We start from the raw sequence: 19,804 nt of genomic DNA on the forward strand, positions 1-19,804 counted from the left end.
AGGAGGTTATATACCTTGGCTCATTCTAAGAAAAAGAAATCCAAGCGCGAGCGCCGTATGAAAGTTGTCATCTACTTGATGATTCTTTCCATGGTTCTCTCCTCTCTTCTTGCTGGAGCGTCTTTCTTTATGTAATATAACAAAGCCGCAAGTTAAGCGAACATACACTTAACTTGCGGCTTATTGATTTACGTAAAACTAATTAAAAAATTGGGAGAGCTTCTCTTTGCCCCATTGTTCATACATGTCATCGAACGAAGCAGAAGGGTCATCAACGATGATGATTTCTGTTCCTTCCTCGACAATTCGGTAGAGCTGTTCGACTCGCTCATTTGTCAAGCGAATGCATCCAGCTGAGACCGCTTTGCCTATGGACTCTGGTCGATTTGTTCCATGCACACCAAAAATTCTCCCGTCAGTACCGTTTGCATCAAACCCTATCCACCTGCTTCCAAGAGGATTTTCAGGAACTCCTCCTGGAATATCTTTTTTTCGATAATAAGGGTCTTTAGCTTTGACACGGATTGTGAAATGTCCTTCCGGGGTTAGCTCTTTTGTTTTGCCCGTAGCCGCCTTTGAATGGAAAATTTCTTTTCCGGATTGGTACACCACAATTTCATGGGATGATTTGTTGACAAATACGACCGGTTCTTCTGTTATGGCAGGGGGTAGAAATGTGCTGATCGTCATGACAAATATTGCAATTAGCTGCATAGCCTGTCATCCTTTTTTCTAAGTTTCCCCGCTGACAGAAGTCCCTATACATCACTCTTCTTAAAAGACCTTTTTATAATCAGATAGTCTTCGATCTCATTTAATAAATGAAATAAACTTGCTCGTTCTTCAAACTCTTCTCTCGTAACAGGCAGTTCATCATTTCGAAATTCTTCTTTCATATCCTTTAACTGGTCCAAATAAAGAACTGCCGTATTTCCTGGATGAATTCCTTCAGCTAATTCTTCGAAAAAACTCCCAATCTTCTGGGCATGTTTATTAGGACCTGAAATGCGTGTAACAAGGGGCAGCATTCGCTCCAGCAATTCAAATTGTTTTGTCCGCATGTGAAAATAATGATAGTAAGGGCTATGTGTGCGGAGTAAGTGATTTTCTACATCACGAAACGACAGTGATTTCGCTTTTTCTAATAAGGCAGCTGTATCCGTTAACTCTTTCCCTGTCCAGCCTTCATTATTATCCCTAAGGAAGCCTGCCAGTTCCTGTAGGATGATCGCAAAATTATCCTCGATTTGACGCTGAAAACCTTCCAGCTTCCCTTCAAGGCTTGGCATATACATATTTAACAGTAATGCAGTCCCTATCCCGACGACCATTAGCAGCACTTCATTCCAGATGAGAGCTCCTGTAATGCCACCCGATCCATACAAGTGCAGAATGATAACAGAACTGGTAACAATACCAGGGGTGATTTTCAGCCATACTGCAGTAGGAATAAATACGAATAACATTAACCCTATTGCGATTGGATGATAACCAATTAACTCAAAGAAAACAAAAGAAAAAACCATTGCCACTAAACAGGCTGCCAATCGATTCCAAGCGGATAAAAATGAGCGCTTCCTCGTGATTTGAATGCACAGTATAGTAAGAATTCCAGCAGAAGCGTAGTTTTCGACATGAAGAAGCTGAGCAATCCATATAGCAAAAGGTGTTCCTACAGCTGTTTTAATCGTACGGTATCCTATTTTCACGACACGGTCACCTCAAGCAATACATTTCTATGTAAAAAAAGGATCTTTGACGTGAGCAAAGATCCCTTTATCCCATTCATTATACTTCTTCACAATATTCCTCAAAACTGCGCTGAAGTTTACCGATGACCTCCATCGGTTCAAATCCTTCGATATCATGCCGCTCAACCATTGTTTGAATCTTCCCGTCTTTCATAAGAGCAAATGACGGAGAGGAGGGAGGGTATCCTTCAAAAAACTGACGAGCTCTTTCTGTAGCCTCGCGATCCTGTCCGGCAAAGACCGTAACCAAATGATCTGGACGCTTGTCGTAATGGATGGCATGGGAAGCGGCAGGACGAGCAATTCCTCCGGCACAGCCACAAACCGAATTAATCATCACTAAGGTAGTTCCTTCTTTTGCTAACGCCTCTTCCACTTGCTCAGAAGTCGTTAACTCTGAATAACCGGCATTGGTAATTTCATCACGTGCCTGGGTAACAACGTCATTCATATAAATATTGAAATCCATATACATGGCTCCTTTTCTAAGTATTATCAACATTTTACCAAGTTTTGCGCCGTCTTTCAACGAAGTTGCAACTTGTCTAACTTATTGAGAGAGGTAAGACTGCAATTGCATCTAATCCGTATTTAATTACACTATTCAAGTATACATGGCCTTAAAAAGGAATAATTGCATAAAACTTTGCTGAAATTGCACTTTTTGACAAACAGAAGAGTCCGGGACAGAACTGAATTATGCATAAAATAATCCGGACAATTTTATTTGAATTTGTCCGGATTATTTGCATACCAAGAAAGGAATCTACCATCGCTCCGTCAAAATGCTTCGCTTTCCTGTGGGATCTACGACTCGCGCTGTTCCCGCAGGAGTCTACACATTTTGACTGTGCTAATTGTCTGCGTTTATACGATTTACTTTTTAATGTTTGTTTTTTGGAATCATTGCTTTACTTATGTCCCAGCCTCTTTACATTTAATATTAATAAACAGAAGTATGCTCTTGGGACATGTTTTCAAGGATTTCCTTAACACGGCCAAGGAAGTTTCCAGCTACAAGACCATCAAGTACTCTGTGGTCCAGAGATAAACATAGATTAACCATATCACGCGCTCCAAACATTCCATCCTGATACACAGGCTTTTTCACAATAGACTCAACTTGCAGGATAGCTGATTGAGGGTGATTAATAACTCCCATCGACTGGATAGAACCGAAAGAACCGGTATTATTCACTGTGAATGTTCCGCCTTCCATATCCTTCGAAGTCAATTTGCCTTGTCGAGCTTTGCTTGCAAGGTCGGTAATGTCCCGGGCAATCCCCTTAATGCTTTTCTCATCAGCATCTTTAATAACAGGCACAAAAAGCTCGTCATCTTTAGCAACAGCAATATTCAGATTGATAGCCTTGCGCTGAATGATCTTGTCACCTGCCCAAGTACTATTAAGCTCAGGGTAGTCTTTCAACGCTTGAGCTACGGCTTTAACAAAGAAAGAGAAGAAAGTCAGGCTGTATCCCTCTTTTTCTTTAAACTGTTTCTTAAGTGAATTACGAAGTTCAACTAAATTGGTGACATCAACTTCAACCATCATCCAGGCGTGAGGGATCTCGGTTGTGGATTTCACCATGTTTTGCGCGATCGCTTTTCTCACACCCGTAACAGGAATCTCGACATCTCCTTCACCAGCTTGTACATTAGGTGCAGCTGGAGCAGGTTTAGTGCCTCCCTGTTTCGGTACGGATTCAACTGATGGCTGGTCAGGTGCTTCTGTTGATTCTTTAGCAGCAGGTATTTCTCCGCTTTCAATAATTTTCTCGATATCTTTACGGGTAATTCTTCCGCCGCGGCCGGAACCTTCAACTTGATTCAAATCGATCTCATGTTCCTGAGCTAGTGTCATCACAGCTGGAGAGAAACGTTTTTTGCTGCCGTTTTCTTGCTTTGGTTTATTTTCCTTCGAAGCTGAAGCTTTTTGCTTAGGTGCGTCATTCTTAGAGTCCTCAGTTATTTCTTCCTTTTCTTCACTTTCAGCACTAGCATCTATAGATCCGGCACCTTCTACCTCGATATAACACATTAACTCACCGACTTCTATCGTATCACCTTCTTGGGCAATAAGCTCTTTAATGGTTCCCGTAAAAGAGGATGGAACCTCTGCATTTACTTTATCTGTCATAACCTCTGCAATTGGATCATATTTGTTGATCTGATCTCCTGGCTGCACAAGCCATGAATTGATCGTCCCCTCAGTGACACTTTCACCAAGCTGGGGCATGTTGATTTTTTCTAATCCCACAAAGAACGCCTCCTCTAATTAAAATTCCGCTAAATCCCGCATAGCTTTTTCAACTTTATCAGGATTCATCATAAAGTATTTCTCCATCGTTGGAGCATATGGCATTGAAGGGACATCAGGACCAGCTAAACGTTTAACAGGTGCATCCAGATCAAACAAGCAATTCTCACTAATTACAGCAGACACTTCAGAAATGATTCCGCCTTCCTTATTGTCTTCAGTTACAAGCAGGACTTTTCCTGTTTTTGAGGCTGCTTCGATAATAGCTTCCTGATCAAGTGGATAAACCGTTCTTAAATCGAGAATATGAGCATCAATGCCTTCTTCCGCCAGTTTCTCTGCAGCTTGCAAAGCAAAGTGCACACAGAGTCCATACGTAATCACCGTAATGTCTGAGCCTTCACGTTTTACATCAGCTTTACCAAGAGGAAGAGTGTAATCTTCTTCAGGTACCTCACCTTTGATCAATCGATATGCCCTCTTGTGCTCGAAGAAAAGGACTGGATCGTTATCGCGTATAGAAGCTTTTAGCAGGCCTTTTACATCGTAAGGAGTAGAAGGCATTACAATTTTAAGCCCCGGCTGGTTCGCAAACACCGCTTCTACAGATTGGGAATGATAAAGGGCACCATGTACTCCTCCGCCATATGGCGCACGAATGGTCATAGGTACATTCCAGTCGTTATTTGAACGGTAACGAGTCTTGGCGGCTTCTGAAATAATTTGGTTTACAGCTGGCATAATAAAATCAGCAAATTGCATTTCCGCAACAGGTCGCATGCCGTACATCGCAGCCCCGATTCCAACTCCTGCAATGGCTGACTCAGCCAGAGGAGTATCTAACACTCGATCTTCTCCAAATTGATCATATAAACCATCTGTAGCGCGGAACACGCCCCCACGCTTGCCGACATCTTCACCCAGAACAAATACTTTCTCATCACGCTGCATTTCTTCTTTCAATGCCTGGGTTACAGCTTGAATATAAGATATGACTGCCATTTTAAAGCTCCCCCTCCTTACTCTTCATATACATAGTTCAATGCAGATTCAGCTTCAGCGTATGCAGCATTCTCGGCATAATCTGTCGCTTCATTGACTAATTTGTTTAATTCTTCGTTCATTTCAGTTTCTTTTTCTTCAGTTAAAATGTTCTGCTCACGCAAATAGTTCGCAAAGGTAACAATCGAATCTTTTTTCTTTGCCTCATCTACCTCATCGCGTTCTCGGTAAGTACGGTCATCATCGTCACTAGAGTGCGGAGTTAACCGATAGGAAACCGCTTCAATGAGTGTCGGTCCATCGCCATTACGCCCGCGATCTGCTGCTTCTTTAACAGCTTCATAAACAGCCAGCGGATCATTTCCATCCACAGTATAACCAGGCATGCCATAACCTACAGCCCGATCAGATACTTTCTCACAAGCAAGCTGCTTCTGAACAGGGACCGAGATGGCATATTTATTATTTTCTACCATGAAAATTACAGGTAATTTATGAACTCCGGCAAAGTTTGCTCCTTCATGGAAGTCTCCCTGGTTTGAAGAACCTTCTCCAAATGTAACGAAGGAAACAAAATCTTTTTTCTCCATTTTTCCTGCCAATGCAATACCTACAGCATGAGGAACCTGCGTTGTAACTGGTGAAGACCCTGTTACGATGCGGTTTTTCTTTTGACCAAAATGACCTGGCATTTGGCGTCCACCAGAGTTTGGATCTTCTGCTTTAGCAAAACCGGAAAGCATTAAATCTTTAACAGTCATGCCAAAAGAGAGCACAACACCCATATCACGATAGTAAGGCAGGGCATAATCCTTTTCACGGTCGAGTGCGTAAGAGGCGCCCACTTGAGCTGCTTCTTGACCTTGACAGGAAATGACAAAGGGGACCTTTCCAGCTCGGTTTAGCAGCCACATACGCTCGTCAATTTTTCTTGCTAACATCATGGTACGGAACATGTCTAACACTTGATCATCAGATAAACCTAATGATTTATGGCGATTTTCAGCCACGTGAATCCCTCCTTTTATATTTATCCATGTATTTGATTGCCGTCTACAGCCATCGCCGCCTCGCCAATTGCTTCAGCAAGTGTTGGGTGCGGATGTATACTCTGAGCAATTTCCCACGGAGTAGCATCAAGTACTTTAGCAAGCCCGGCTTCTGAAATCATATCTGTCACATGCGGACCGATCATGTGTACACCAAGCAAATCATCATTCTCTTTATTAGCAATTATTTTCACAAAGCCATCCGTCTCCCCAAATACGAGTGCCTTGCCGATAGCTTGAAACGGAAACTTCCCGACTTTAACCGTAAAGCCTTGTTCTTTCGCTTGTTGTTCAGTCAGCCCGACACTGGCGACTTCTGGATTTGAATAAATACAAGTTGGTACCTGATCTGCAATCATTGGGTGTGGGTGTTGATCTGCCATATGTTCGACAGCAATTATACCTTCATGTGAAGCTACGTGGGCTAGCTGCATGCCGCCTATGACATCACCAATCGCATAAATATGAGTTTCTTTCGTTTGATAATTCGCATTGGTTTTAATAAATCCATTTTCTACTTCGATATCAGTATTTTCTAACCCGATGTTGGTAACATTAGCATTCCGTCCGACAGAGACAAGCATCTTCTCTGCCTCATAAGTTACCGGATCTCCATCCAATTCTGCCTGGATTGTTACACCTTCACCAGTTTGAAGAGTTTCCGAAAGCACCTTTGCCTCGGTGACGATCTCAACACCCTTCTTCTTCATTTGTTTTACCATCTCTTTAGAAATGTCCTGGTCCTCAGTAGGTAAAATGTTCGGCAAGTATTCCAACACCGTCACTTTTACACCAAAATCAGCTAGCATAGATGCCCACTCGATTCCAATAACGCCTCCACCAACAATAATAATGGAAGCTGGCAGCTTATCCATATGAAGAGCTTCATCTGACGTCATGACAAATTCCCCATCGACTTCTAAGCCTGGCAGTGATTTAGGACTGGAACCTGTAGCAACTAATACATTTTTCGGTACCAGCATTTCATTTTCTTCTCCATTGTTCATTTCAACAGAAATCGTGCCAGCCGTTGGTGAAAAAATAGAGGGGCCTAAAATCCTCCCAAATCCCTCGATGACATCAATTTTTCCTTTTTTCATCAACCCCTGAACGCCTTTATGTAAGGTGTCAACAATAGATTGTTTACGTTGTTGAACCTTGGTAAAGTTTAAAGTTGGTTCTGATGTAGTAACGCCAAAATCCTCGGCTTCTTTTGTCTGACGAAATACTTCTGCACTTCGTAAAAGTGCCTTAGAAGGAATACACCCGCGATGCAAGCACGTCCCTCCTAATTCTCGCTTCTCTACTATCGCAACCTTCAATCCTAGTTTAGAAGCACGTATGGCAGCAACATATCCGCCAGTTCCGCCGCCTAATACGACTAAATCATATTCTTCAGCCATACCTGTTTACTCCTTTCTATTCCACAAAGTTTGGGTATTGTTTCGGAATTTCCTCGTTTTGCAGCACTCGAAGTGTCCCTTCGTTCAAAGCCTCTAACTCGTTTTCGCCAGGATAGACGAGAACATCTGCAATCCAGTCAATTCGTTTAGAAATTTCACTTATAAACGCCTTCCCATAAGCGAGCCCGCCTGTTAAAGCGATTGCGTCTACTTTTCCTTCAAGAACAATACTCATGCTCCCGATCTCTTTAGCAATTTGATAGGCCATGGCCTCATAAACAAGCTTTGCTTTTTTATCACCATGTTCAACCATCTTTTCTACTTCGACTGCATCATTTGTATCTAAATAAGCCATCAATCCGCCTTGTCCAACAAGCTTTTTCATTACTTCGTCACGATAAAATTGACCAGAATAACAAAGAGAAACCAGATCTCCAGCAGGTACAGTTCCCGCACGTTCTGGAGAAAAAGGCCCGTCCCCATGAAGACCGTTGTTCACATCAATAACTCGGCCATTAATATGGGCTCCCACTGTAATCCCCCCACCCATATGAGTGACTAACAAGCGGGAGTCTTTATAGGATTGTCCAAGGTCTGCTGCTGCCCTTCTGGCTACAGCCTTCTGATTCAGAGCATGAAAAATACTCTTTCGCGGAATTTCCGGGACCCCGGAGATACGAGCCAGATCATGTAATTCGTCAACGACAACAGGATCAACAATATAAGCTCCGATATTTAAACCTTTAGCAATTTCAGATGCGATAATTCCACCTAAATTAGAGGCATGTTCCCCGTTGTATCCTTCTATTAAGTCGGCAATCATCGCTTCATTCACTTCATACGTACCGCCTTCAATTGGACGAAGCAACCCGCCACGTCCACAGACGGCACTCAATTTACTAATATTAATGCCTTCTTCGTCAAGCACACTTAGAATCACATGCTTGCGAAATTCATATTGATCGATAATCCTTTTATATTGATTAATCTCATCTGGTTTGTGGCGAATCGTCTTTTCCAAGACAACTTGTTCATTGTCAAACACACCAATTTTCGTTGACGTTGAACCAGGATTAATAACAAGTATTCGGTGTAATTGCAAAATCTTTGACCTCCGTTAATCTATCTTCTACTTAAAATATGGTGACCGTTTTGCAGAAATTGGCTGCGAGATTTGCGCATTTGTTCAATTCGCTCTTCAGCCATTCGATCTGCAGCTACATAAGATGGAATATTGTCTCGTCGGGAGATCTCAAATACTCCTGCTACATTAGCGTAGATTGTCTCTACACGCTTCATTGCACGCTCTTCATTGTATCCATTAAGTTCGTCAGCTACATTGATGACCCCGCCAGCATTAATTACATAGTCAGGTGTATAAACGACTCCCTTTTCATGCAGGATATCTCCGTGTCTCGTTTCTTTTAATTGATTATTTGCTGCGCCAGCAATTACTTTTGCTTTAATTTGCGGAATTGTATCATCATTAATGGTTGCTCCTAATGCGCAAGGTGCATAAATATCACAATCGACACTGTAAATTTCATCTGTGCCAACAGCTTTTGCCCCAAATTCATCAACTGCACGCTGAACAGCCTCTTCATTAATATCTGTTACGATTAAATTCGCACCTTCTTCATGTAAATGACGACACAGATTGAACGCTACGTTGCCCACGCCTTGAACGGCGACTGTTTTACCTTCTAATGAATCACTTCCAAATCCTTCTTTAGCAGCTGCTTTCATACCACGATACACACCATAAGCAGTTACAGGTGATGGATTTCCTGAAGAACCAAATGCTTCTGAAATGCCCGTAACATAATCGGTCTCTTCATGGATAAGATCCATATCCTGAACAGTCGTTCCCACATCCTCCGCTGTAATATAACGGCCGTTGAGTCCTTGGATAAAGCGTCCAAACGCTCTGAATAAGGCTTCATTTTTAACTGTTTTAGGATCACCGATGATAACAGTTTTCCCTCCTCCGAGATTTAGACCGGCAGCCGCATTTTTATAGGTCATTCCCTTAGCAAGACGAAGCGCATCTTCGATGGCTTCAGCCTCCGTTTCATATTGCCAAATTCGCGTTCCGCCTAAAGCAGGTCCAAGGGTTGTATCATGGATAGCGATGATCGCCTTTAAACCAGATTGTTCGTCTTGACAAAAAAGTAATTGCTCATAATCGTATTTAGTCATATACTTGAAAATTTCCATTGTTGATTCCTCCAATTATTTGCTTGTTTGTAACGCTAGTGCTAATGAATATACTTTACTCTGAGCAGAATCAGCTCGAGATGTTAATACAATAGGAGCTTTAGCCCCGCTAATGACTGCCGCCACTTTTGCGCCGGCAAAATACATGAATGATTTGTATAGGGCGTTTGCTACCTCAATTGTAGGCACAACGAGGATATCTGCTTCCCCAGCAACCTCTGAAGTAATTCCTTTTTGATCTGCTGCCTGACGGTTTACTGCATTATCAAATGCCAACGGCCCATCTATGATACAATGTTTGATTTGACCGCGACGATTCATTTGAGTCAGAAGAGCTGCGTCCTGTGTAGCTGGCATGGATGAATTAACGACCTCAACAGCTGCTAGCGGGGCAACCTTTGGCACTGTCCAGCCTGACTTAACTGCCACTTCTACTGCATTATTAATAATGTGAACCTTTTCATCCAAGGTTGGGGCAATATTCATCGCCGCATCTGTTAAAAAGATAAGCTGTTCCTGATTTGGAACTTCAAATAAAGCAACATGTGACAAAACGCGATTTGTCCGCAAGCCGAATTGTTTATTCAACACGGCCTTCAGCAGCTGTTTCGTATCTATCTGCCCCTTCATCACCACATGTGCTTCCCCGTTCCTGACGGCCTTTACAGCCTCTTCGGCAGCCAGACCAGCTTCACTATGCTTAAGTCGAATCCCTTCTTGAGACAGATCAAGTTCTACTTGTTCTGCAAGATTTTTAATTTCAGGCTGATCACCCACAAGCAGGAAGTGCCCAATGTTTAGTTGCAGGGCATGTTTAACGGCTCTCAGGACTTCTTTGTCGGCTGCTTGAGCCACAGCTACTACCTTTAGATTTTTCTGATCTATCTTATGAAGCAATTCATCTAAGGTCTTCAATCTGTTCACCTCTAATTCATAAATCGTAAATCGTAAACCATGCAATATTTTGCAGGTTATTTAACTCGATCTTTATCCAGCTTATATTTATCCAGCTTGTAATAAAGATTTCTAATCGAAATACCTAAAGCCTTTGCTGTTTTTGTTTTGTTAAAATTGTGGGAGCGAAAAGCATCGGCCAATAGGTCTTTCTCATAATCATCCACGGCATCCTGAAGCGTGCCGCCAAGCCATACTGCCTCTTCTCCAGGGATGTCTGAGAAAGTAGATTCGTGATTGACAAGAGAAGGAATATGTTTCTTTTCAATTACATCCTGATGATTCTCCATGTAAATCATAGCCCTTCCGATCATGTTCTCAAGCTCGCGAACATTTCCAGGCCAATCATAATCCATCAGTTTGTCTAATGCTTCATCATGGATGGTTCCCACTATCCTTCCATAATCCTCATTCAGTTTTTGAATAAGGTGACTAGCCAGCGGAACGATATCTTCTTTTCTTTCCCTTAGAGGAGGGATGTAAATCGGTAAGCGATTCAAACGATAATATAAGTCTTCCCGGAAGGTTTTTTTCATAATTGCTTTCTCTAAATTAATATGAGTTGCTGCAATCACGCGCACGTCTACATGAACTGGTTTCGTCCCTCCAACCCGCACAATCTCCTGATCCTGCAATACACGCAGAAGTTTGGCCTGCATAGTTAGCGGGAGCTCACCGATCTCATCCAAAAAAATGCTGCCATGCTTGGCTTCTTCGAACAATCCCCTCCTGCCATCCCGCTTTGCTCCAGAGAACGTTCCATCTTCATATCCGAACAGTTCGCTCTCAAGTAACGGTTCAGCAATGGCCGCACAATTAACCCGAATAAATTTATTGTGTCTCCGCTTACTTTCATTATGAATTGCATGAGCAAAAAGCTCCTTACCAGTTCCCGATTCGCCGCGCAGCAGTACTGTGGCAGGTGTTCTTGCTCCAACTTTTGCCTGCTCAAGAGCTAAGGTCATCTCTTGTGAGTCTCCAATGATGTCATCAAATGTATACTTCGCTTCCAGGTTTCTTATAATTTGCCGCGCTCGTTTTAACTCACTCGTTAGTGATTGAATCTCCGATACATCATGTAAAACACCGACACTTCCCTTTAGCTTTCCATCTACAATGACGGGAGCTACATTGACAAGGACTTCTTTCTCAGCTGGCCCCACCTTCATTCTTACACCACGCACGGCGCGCCTCGTTTTAAGTACTTTCATATGCATACTTTCACCTTCAGAAATGTCCACAGTTGCAGGCTTGCCCACAATTTCCTTCTCTTTCAGTCCGGTTATGCGGGTGTAAGCGGGGTTAACCATTAATCCGTTTCCATTTTCATCTACCACAGAAATCGCCTCATCTGAAGATTGAATAATAGCTTCAAGCATCGTTTTGACCTCTTTTAAATCGGTATTCTCTTCTGCAAGATCAACGACTTCTGTTATATCTTTAAAAACTGCATACGCCCCGATCACTTGCTGGTCTTTTCCGATAATAGGGATCCGTGTGGTGATTACTTTGTATCCGCTTTCAAGTTTGAGCTTTTGGTTTACTTCCTTACGTTTAGACTTCAACACTTGGGGAAGTCTGGAATCTGAAATAATATGCCGTACATACTTGCCCACGACCTCACTCTTATTCTGTCCAAGGATACGTTCTGCACTTTTGTTCATAAACGAAACTTGTTCACTTTCATCAATGACAATCATTCCGTCGTGAATACTATTTAATATCAATGTTTGGTTATCTGTTTGCTGCTTTATTTCGGTAAGTAATGATTCCTTCTCCTCTAACAGCTCAGATGTAATGTAAGCTACGTCACCTGGAATTAATACTGTGTGACTTGAACGCTCTGCACGAACCTGCTTGAAAACCTGATCACTGCCTGTAGCCTCTATAACAATGTCTATATCTTTATGTATAAAATTACGCCAGTCCTCACCTGTCTCGATCCCCCATAAGGACGCTTGTTTTAGTCCTTCGGCATTAGGATTCACGTCTGTTACAGCAACAACCATCATACGATCGGTTTCTCTCAACAACCGTAATAATGCCATTCCGCCTTTGCCTGCTCCGATAATGAGTACACGTTTCATTTCATCACACCTTGCAATATTTTGCGCATTTACATCGTATCCTATTCTGCATAATTTAGCAAGGGGAGTCTATTTTCAGCTCACACTTGATTTGATATACTATACAAGCATTGAATAATAAAGGAGAACAGGTTTATGCGTATCATCGCGTTATTATTATTGGTTACCCCCGGGGTAATTGCCGTGATTGGAATAAAATTAATTCGTGACGCTCTGTTTAATGTTTTTCACCCAATATTTTTTCACGTTGCGATTCAGGGGATTGTAGGATTGCTGTTTGTTGTAGGTGGAGTAGCTTTTATAGGAGGATTTATACTTCACAGAGACCGAAAGCGAAATTTGACAAAAGGACGTTTCAAAAAGAAGTAGAGCCGAATGCTCTGCTTTTTTTAATCATAAACGGGCAACCTTAATGAATGTAAGGCCAAATAAAAATTCGCACCTATTTTAATAAAGGAGTGCTGCTTGTGAACGACCTCGTAGAATTTTACCGAAATCAATATCCATTCGATTTGTTAACAGATCAAGAATTTAATGAAGTTTTCAGCAAAGCAGAAGTTAAAGAATACAGCAGTAATGAGTTTATCATCCATGAAGACGAGAGTGATGAAAGCATTGATATCCACTTCCTCATTTCAGGTCTGGCTAAAAATATTATGCACCGTTCAAACGGAAAGCAGCTTTCCGTTCGCTTTTATTATCCTGGAGATTTAGTTGGGGTCATGATTCTTTTAACAAGCGGGGAAATGAGGTTCTCTGTGCAAGCACTTGAGCCTGTAAAAACACTCCGCTTTAAACGTTCTACCTTTCTTGAAGTCATGTCGAACAATACCCAATTTTCAAAAGTCGTCATGGATGGAATCAGCCATCTTATGAAAAGCCTATATGACGAAATTAAATATAAAAGTTCAACCGATGAACAGGATGACCGAGAACTTTATAAAAAAAGAGCCGGTGCCTACATGGAGCCGCCAGCTTTTATCCATCCAGCCGAATCAATTGAGAAAGCAGCTCGAATGTTACAGCAAAAAAAGATCGAGGCTCTGATAGTGAGTGAAGATAATAAAAACCTGCTCGGAATGGTAGGATACGGAGATTTACTGCAAGCTTATTTCGAAAACAGCCATAAAGATTCTGTGAAAAACCATATGTCAGAAGAATCCTATTCCATCAGTGACCAGGAGTTCATATACGACGCCTTAAGTTATTTAAAACATCATCCAACAGAAATTATACCTGTACACCATAAGGATAAAATTGTCGGGATCCTTAGACAATCCTCCTTTTTTACAATTAAGAACTCGGTGTATTTTGATTTAACTTACCGTATTTCTAATGCTACGAATCTTGAGGAGGTTCAAACATTATCTCCAGTTTATAATAGCCGATTTCAAGAATTTGTAGCGAGTCTGATTGAGGATCAAATGTTTGCTTATGATATCGCAGAATTGATCACCAACTATAATGACCGTATTCATAAACAAGTCATTCAAATTGCCGAAGATGAAATGGTTGCTGAAGGTTACGGCACCCCTCCTATAAACTATTGCTTTCTCGTAATGGGAAGTGAAGGACGTAAAGAACAGGCGTTTTCAACAGATCAAGATAATGGGATGGTACTGGCTGACTATGATCAATCAAAGAACAAACAGCACATCGAGCAATATTTCCGCTATTTTTCTGAGAAAATTAATGCCATGCTGGATCAATGTGGCTTTCCCTACTGCAAAGGGGATATTATGGCAAAGGAAGATAAATGGAGACAGCAAACGAGTGAATGGCGGCAAAGTATTAATTCATGGATTGAGAAAATGGATGCTGAGGAAATTAGGGACTTCACGATATTTGCAGACTTCCGCCCTATTTTTGGAGATTTTTCACTAGCTTATGATTTAAAAAAATATGTCACTCTACGAGTTCAAAAATCACTTGGACTACATCAGCTGCTTATGAAGGATACACTAAGGTTCAGGGTGCCAGTCCAGCCATTTGGCCGTATTTCAGGAGTAGGGAAAAAACGCACCCTTAATATTAAAAAGTCAGCCATTATGCAGATCGTCAATGCCATTCGAATTTACAGCATGAAATATGGTGTAGAAGCGATCAATACAGTGAACCGTCTGGAAGCGCTCGCAGAACAGGAACGTTTTCACCCAAGGGATGTAGAAAATGCCAAGCTTGCTCTCCATCGGCTAATGCTTTTTCGGATAAAGGAAAACTTGAACCAGATGCAAACGGATCAGCCTCTCTCAAATGAGTTACCTTTAAATAAATTAAATAAATCTGAGCGACGTTCTTTAAAAGATGCTTTACTAATAGCGAAACGATTACAACAGGTACTTGAACTTAGTTATAATCGAAATCGGGTGATGTAATGCTTCCTACCGACTTGCAAATTTTAAAGTATATCTTTATTGAAAAACCAATTTACTATACTAAAATACGGCAGCAAATGAATTGGATGACGTACCAGAAGCTCCAGGAAAAACTAAAGGCTCATAAAAATGACCCAGAAATAAGAAAATCTAACCTGCTTGATCTGGATTACACAGTGTTTGATTTAGAAACGACTGGATTCATCCCGGAAATCGGCCATGAAATTATATCTATTGGTGCTGTTCGAAATCATGGCCTCGATTCTTGCCATATCGATACTTTTCACCAGATTGTCCGACCGATCAGACCTGTTTCTGCCGCCACTCTCAATCTAACCGGTTTGACACGGGACCAGTTAGCAAATGGACGAACTTTTGTGAACAGTTTGAAGCATTTCCTTGATTTCAGCAGAGGGTCCGTCCTTGTAGCCCACCCCGCAAAATTTGATGTGCGTTTTCTCCAAACGATGCTTAAACGCTGGAAATTGCCTGAATTTAACCCAGCAGTCATTGATTCGCAAGTAATGGCTGAGTGGTTATTTCCATCATTGAAGCCTCAACTGGATCCGCTCATAAAACAGTTTAAAATCGAACGAAGAGAACGCCATCATGCTTTGAATGATGCTATGATGACTTCTGAACTGTTTTGTAAGCTACTTGATTATACTATGAAGCGCGATATTCAGACATTTGATGAATTAGATCAAATGTTACTTCAGACAAAACGAGCGAGAAAGTCTTAATAAGAACTTTCTCGCTCGTTTTGTTACATGAAAAAGGTACGATAAAGGGAGCGGACAGCCGGTTCTAACCCACTGGATTTAATTCCGAACATCATGGACACTTCCGATGATCCCTGATTAATCATCTCAATGTTAACATTCGCATGTCTAAATGCCGTGGCAGCCTGACTCGCAATCCCAACTGTTTCATTCATCCCTTCGCCAACAAGCATGATCATCGCCATATCTCTTTCCACCGTTATCGTATCAACTTTTAATTCTTCAGCAATTCGATTGGTAACGATCGTTTCTTTTGCTTTTGGCAATTGATGTTCACGAATAATGACCGACATGTCATCAATTCCTGAAGGTGCATGTTCAAACGAGATCCCTTCATCTTCTAATATTTGTAAGAGACGCCGGCCAAAACCAAGTTCTCGGTTCATTAAATATTTACTAACATATAAGTTTAAAAAGCCCGAATCACTTGCTATCCCTTTTACATGTCCCTCTTCTGCTTCTCTCACTGAAACGATCATGGTACCGTCCCCATCAGGATTATTTGTGTTTTTAATACAGACTGGAATTTTTTCCTTAAAAGCCGGGATCAAAGCCTCGTCATGAAATACCGAGAATCCAGCGTATGAAAGTTCTCGCATTTCTTTGTAGGTCAATGTTGTCAGTTTCATCGGATTATCGACAATTGTAGGGTTTACACAGAAAACAGAATCTACATCGGTAAAGTTTTCATATAAATCAGCTTTCACACCAGCTGCAACTATTGAGCCTGTAATGTCCGACCCTCCGCGGGAAAACGTTACGAGCTCTCCTTCAGGGGTGTACCCAAAAAATCCCGGAATCACAAGGATCTCCTTCTGTTTTCTAAGTTCATACAGATGATCAAAACTTTCATCGAGAACTAATGCTCCTCCTAATTCATCACGTACAAGAATCCCCGCTTCTTTCGGGTTTACATAAGATGATTCCTGTCCACTAGATCGTAAATAAGCACTTAAAATCAGTGCCGTTCCATCTTCACCACATGATTTTAAACGATTCATTCCTGACTTATAATCTGTTTCAGTATGTTGGCACGCTTCATTAATACGGCTCTGAATCGTATCAAGAACTTCTTCTGAGATTTGCAAGTCCCTCACAATAGATGCGAAGCGCTCAATTACCCTGTCATAGGCTAACTCATCCCTTGCTCCATTATAAATGGAGTCTCCTAATGTAATTAAAAGGTCCGTTGTTTTTGTGTCATCAGGGTGCCTTTTCCCGGGGGCTGACACGACAATCACTCTTCTATCATGGTCTGAGGTAATAATATTTGTCACTTTTTTTATTTGATTTGCATCTGCTACAGAACTTCCACCAAACTTAACAACCTTCATTATGTACAACTCCCCAATTCGATTAATAATTTAGAATTGTATCATAAACACATCCTTTTTGAAAATTAAAAATCCCTCACCTATAAGTGGTGAGGGATGGCTTTTCAATTAACTAGCTTTATGTTCAAGCCGCAGACGATCAGCAACCATCGCGATAAACTCGCTGTTTGTCGGTTTCGCTTTCGTGGAAGAAATTGTATATCCAAATAAGGACGAGATCGCATCAATGTTACCCCGATTCCATGCTACTTCGATTGCATGACGAATCGCACGCTCAACTCGAGAGGCTGTGGTATTATACTTTGTAGCAATATCCGGATATAAAACTTTTGTAATGGATCCTAGAAGTTCAAGATCATTATAAACCATTGTAATGGCTTCTCTTAAGTACAAATATCCTTTAATATGGGCTGGTACGCCTACTTCATGGATAATATGTGTAATGCTTGTATCTAGATCAGGTTTTTTCGGTTTAGTATAGCTGCTGCCAACTGCACGATTAATCGGGTCGCCAGCGTGTTTAATTTGTCTGACCTGCTCACTGAGGTGATCCAAATCAAAAGGTTTCATCATAAAATAAGCTGCACCTAGCTCAACGGCCTTCTTGGTAACTTCTTCTTGTCCAAAAGCGGTAAGCATAATAACTTCTGGTGGATTTTCAAATTCTCTAACTTGCTGCAGGACAGCAAGTCCATCAACGTGCGGCATAATAATGTCTAATATCAGTACATCCGGCTTTTTATTAGCTAGCATGTCCAAACAGTCCCTGCCATTATATGCTGCACCAATCACTTCAATATCCTGGGTATCTGAAAAATGCTCCTCAAGAAGTTTTACTAATTCACGATTATCATCTGCTAAACAAACTTGCACCTTTTCCATTACAATTCCTCCTCACAAAATATTCCTATTCTTCCACTGAACTTATTCGACATTTAAAAAAAGAACCCTTTTTATTATAACAAATAAATCCGAATTATTTAATATTATCTTTAAAATGCTTCTTATTGCTCTTATTTTCTTTAAAATTCGATAAAAAGCAACATCGATTGTCGAATTTTGTCGAATTGAAAAAGGGTGTTCAAAAGCTTTCTTTTGACACACCCTTTTTCATTATCCAGCTTTATTTAATTCTTGTTCTTCACTTTTATAAATATCAATGCCTGCTTCTTTCAGCATCCATTCGATATGAACCCCATAACCTGAGGTAGGATCGTTTACAAATACGTGCGTAACAGCACCGATAATTTTACCATTTTGAATGATTGGACTGCCGCTCATACCTTGTACAATACCGCCTGTTTTCTTCAACAGTTCAGGATCAGTTATTTTTACAATCATTCCTTTTGTTACAGGCTTATCTTTAGGCATATTACTGACGATCTCAACATCAAATTCCTGGAGCTTCTCGCCTTCAAGTACTGTTAAAATTTTTGCCGGACCTTCTTCCACCTGTTCTGAGTAACCAACAGGTAGTCCATCCGGATACTTCTGATTAATAATTCCTTCGTCTAATTTGCCGAAGATACCGAACGGGCTATTTTCCGTGATCGTTCCTATCCGGTCTTCTTTCAGGGAAAATTCAGCTCTTTTTTCACCAGGGACACCTTGGCTTCCTTTTTCAATTGAGGTTACATTCGATTCAACAATAGTCCCTTTGTTGATTTCAATCGGCTGCTTCGTGTCCATATCTGCAATGACATGGCCAAGAGCACCATATTTACCGGAGTCAGGATGATAAAAAGTCATCGTCCCTATCCCAGCGGCTGAATCGCGAACGTAGAGACCAATTTGATATTGATCATCTTTTTTATTTAACGATGGAGTAAGTGACGTTTGGAACGTTTCTTCGCCTCTTTTTACTGTTAGTTCTACTGGTTCACTTTGATCTCCAGACTTTTCCACAATCTTGGAAAGCTCCTCCATACTGTTCAATTCTTCTCCATTTCCTTTGAGAAGAATATCTCCAACTTGAATGTCTGCTTTTTCTCCCGGTGAAGTTGACTCTTCTTTATTTTCATTAACAAGATGATGTCCAACTACAAGAACACCTTTCGTTTGGAGCTGAACTCCAACCGAATGACCGCCAGGAACTAAACGGATATCCTTCATCTTTCTAACATCCGTTTTCTTTAAAGGAATTCCTGCAAATTCATGAAATACCTCACTAGTGTTTGGTTCGACACTGTCAGAAGAAAAAGCTGTTCTTGCTTCATCTGTTTGACTCCAAACTTGAGAAGATTCAATTGGTTTGGAAGTACTGATACGAAGTTCTGTAGGGATGGATAAATATTCTTGAAATGGGCTAAATAAAGGTAAAGCGAGCATCAACAACAGGAGAACGGAGCCACATATATATCTAATTTTAAATTGATGGAACACTGTTAAACACTCCCTCTCACTCCTGTGCCAATGAATTGGCTTACTTATAATGTGGTCCTCAACTGCTGTTTTTAAACGAGCATAATCACAGAAATTATAGGATGCATTGCCTTAGAAAGAAACATTCTCCAATCTTAAAGTAAAACAGAATTGAATAAGCAAATATGGATCAAACAAATCGGTTCATCCAGCGGAGTCTGGAAATTGT

The 19,804-nt window shown here is 41.1% G+C and carries 18 protein-coding genes; 4 read left to right on the forward strand and 14 right to left on the reverse strand.

Translation table 11 applies throughout. The features are described from left to right. Positions 1–15 precede the first annotated feature (15 nt). The gene (gene prli42, locus G6R08_RS01125) at positions 16–135 is read left to right on the forward strand and encodes a stressosome-associated protein Prli42 (RefSeq protein ID WP_139377165.1); all 120 of its coding nucleotides are present in this window, start codon (positions 16–18) and stop codon (positions 133–135) included. A 63-nt stretch (positions 136–198) separates the two neighbouring features. Here prli42 and G6R08_RS01130 read toward each other — a convergent pair whose 3' ends face one another. The 11 genes from G6R08_RS01130 to G6R08_RS01180 all read right to left on the reverse strand — a co-directional run bounded on the left by G6R08_RS01130 (position 199) and on the right by G6R08_RS01180 (position 12,723). Next, entirely contained in the window at positions 199–714 is a 516-nt protein-coding gene (locus G6R08_RS01130; protein WP_163526312.1) for a L,D-transpeptidase, read from the reverse strand. 44 nt (positions 715–758) lie between these two features. Further along, on the reverse strand, positions 759–1,709 hold the full coding sequence (locus G6R08_RS01135) for an aromatic acid exporter family protein (RefSeq protein WP_163526313.1): 951 nt from the start codon (positions 1,707–1,709) through the stop codon (positions 759–761). A 79-nt stretch (positions 1,710–1,788) separates the two neighbouring features. Then, positions 1,789–2,226 (reverse strand): BrxA/BrxB family bacilliredoxin, encoded by a 438-nt coding sequence (locus tag G6R08_RS01140; protein ID WP_163531039.1) that lies wholly within the window; start codon positions 2,224–2,226, stop codon positions 1,789–1,791. Positions 2,227–2,694: 468 nt separating this feature from the next. Continuing rightward, positions 2,695–4,011: a dihydrolipoamide acetyltransferase family protein gene (locus tag G6R08_RS01145; protein WP_163526314.1), complete on the reverse strand. Its 1,317-nt coding sequence runs from the start codon at positions 4,009–4,011 to the stop codon at positions 2,695–2,697. 18 nt (positions 4,012–4,029) lie between these two features. Continuing rightward, positions 4,030–5,013, reverse strand: coding sequence for an alpha-ketoacid dehydrogenase subunit beta (locus G6R08_RS01150; RefSeq protein WP_163526315.1), 984 nt, complete (start codon positions 5,011–5,013; stop codon positions 4,030–4,032). A 17-nt stretch (positions 5,014–5,030) separates the two neighbouring features. After that, a complete protein-coding gene (locus tag G6R08_RS01155; protein ID WP_240339797.1) occupies positions 5,031–5,969 on the reverse strand; it encodes a thiamine pyrophosphate-dependent dehydrogenase E1 component subunit alpha in 939 nt (312 codons plus the stop codon). A gap of 74 nt (positions 5,970–6,043) precedes the next feature. Beyond that, complete coding sequence (gene lpdA / locus G6R08_RS01160) at positions 6,044–7,465, reverse strand: dihydrolipoyl dehydrogenase (RefSeq protein ID WP_163526317.1); 1,422 nt, start codon at positions 7,463–7,465, stop codon at positions 6,044–6,046. Between the two features lie 16 nt (positions 7,466–7,481). Next, positions 7,482–8,567 carry a butyrate kinase gene (buk, locus tag G6R08_RS01165; protein WP_163526318.1) on the reverse strand — a complete coding sequence of 362 codons (1,086 nt, stop codon included), beginning with the start codon at positions 8,565–8,567 and terminating at the stop codon, positions 7,482–7,484. 20 nt (positions 8,568–8,587) lie between these two features. Further along, positions 8,588–9,682, reverse strand: coding sequence for a branched-chain amino acid dehydrogenase (gene bcd / locus G6R08_RS01170; RefSeq protein ID WP_163526319.1), 1,095 nt, complete (start codon positions 9,680–9,682; stop codon positions 8,588–8,590). Positions 9,683–9,697: 15 nt separating this feature from the next. Further along, positions 9,698–10,621 carry a phosphate butyryltransferase gene (gene yqiS / locus G6R08_RS01175; protein WP_163531041.1) on the reverse strand — a complete coding sequence of 308 codons (924 nt, stop codon included), beginning with the start codon at positions 10,619–10,621 and terminating at the stop codon, positions 9,698–9,700. Between the two features lie 32 nt (positions 10,622–10,653). Further along, positions 10,654–12,723 carry a sigma-54 interaction domain-containing protein gene (locus tag G6R08_RS01180; protein WP_163526320.1) on the reverse strand — a complete coding sequence of 690 codons (2,070 nt, stop codon included), beginning with the start codon at positions 12,721–12,723 and terminating at the stop codon, positions 10,654–10,656. Between the two features lie 135 nt (positions 12,724–12,858). Between G6R08_RS01180 and G6R08_RS01185 the strand changes: the two genes are divergently transcribed. The 3 genes from G6R08_RS01185 (at position 12,859) to G6R08_RS01195 (ending at position 15,841) form a co-directional block, all read left to right on the forward strand. Continuing rightward, complete coding sequence (locus G6R08_RS01185; protein ID WP_079530227.1) at positions 12,859–13,092, forward strand: DUF2627 domain-containing protein; 234 nt, start codon at positions 12,859–12,861, stop codon at positions 13,090–13,092. A 98-nt stretch (positions 13,093–13,190) separates the two neighbouring features. Further along, positions 13,191–15,098 carry a DUF294 nucleotidyltransferase-like domain-containing protein gene (locus G6R08_RS01190; protein ID WP_240339627.1) on the forward strand — a complete coding sequence of 636 codons (1,908 nt, stop codon included), beginning with the start codon at positions 13,191–13,193 and terminating at the stop codon, positions 15,096–15,098. Next, the gene (locus tag G6R08_RS01195) at positions 15,098–15,841 is read left to right on the forward strand and encodes a 3'-5' exonuclease (RefSeq protein ID WP_163526321.1); all 744 of its coding nucleotides are present in this window, start codon (positions 15,098–15,100) and stop codon (positions 15,839–15,841) included. Before G6R08_RS01190 ends, G6R08_RS01195 begins: the two co-directional genes overlap by 1 nt. Before the next feature lie 23 nt (positions 15,842–15,864). Here the strand turns inward: G6R08_RS01195 and G6R08_RS01200 are convergent, their stop codons facing one another. The 3 genes from G6R08_RS01200 to spoIVB all read right to left on the reverse strand — a co-directional run bounded on the left by G6R08_RS01200 (position 15,865) and on the right by spoIVB (position 19,596). Further along, on the reverse strand, positions 15,865–17,214 hold the full coding sequence (locus G6R08_RS01200; protein WP_163526322.1) for an aspartate kinase: 1,350 nt from the start codon (positions 17,212–17,214) through the stop codon (positions 15,865–15,867). A gap of 108 nt (positions 17,215–17,322) precedes the next feature. After that, positions 17,323–18,096, reverse strand: a complete 774-nt coding sequence (spo0A, locus tag G6R08_RS01205) for a sporulation transcription factor Spo0A (protein WP_163526323.1) — start codon at positions 18,094–18,096, stop codon at positions 17,323–17,325. Positions 18,097–18,327: 231 nt separating this feature from the next. Then, the gene (gene spoIVB / locus G6R08_RS01210; RefSeq protein WP_275897914.1) at positions 18,328–19,596 is read right to left on the reverse strand and encodes a SpoIVB peptidase; all 1,269 of its coding nucleotides are present in this window, start codon (positions 19,594–19,596) and stop codon (positions 18,328–18,330) included. Positions 19,597–19,804: the final 208 nt, after the last annotated feature.

Source organism: Halobacillus ihumii (assembly GCF_902726645.1).
In the GTDB taxonomy this organism is placed as follows: domain Bacteria; phylum Bacillota; class Bacilli; order Bacillales; family Halobacillaceae; genus Halobacillus_A; species Halobacillus_A ihumii.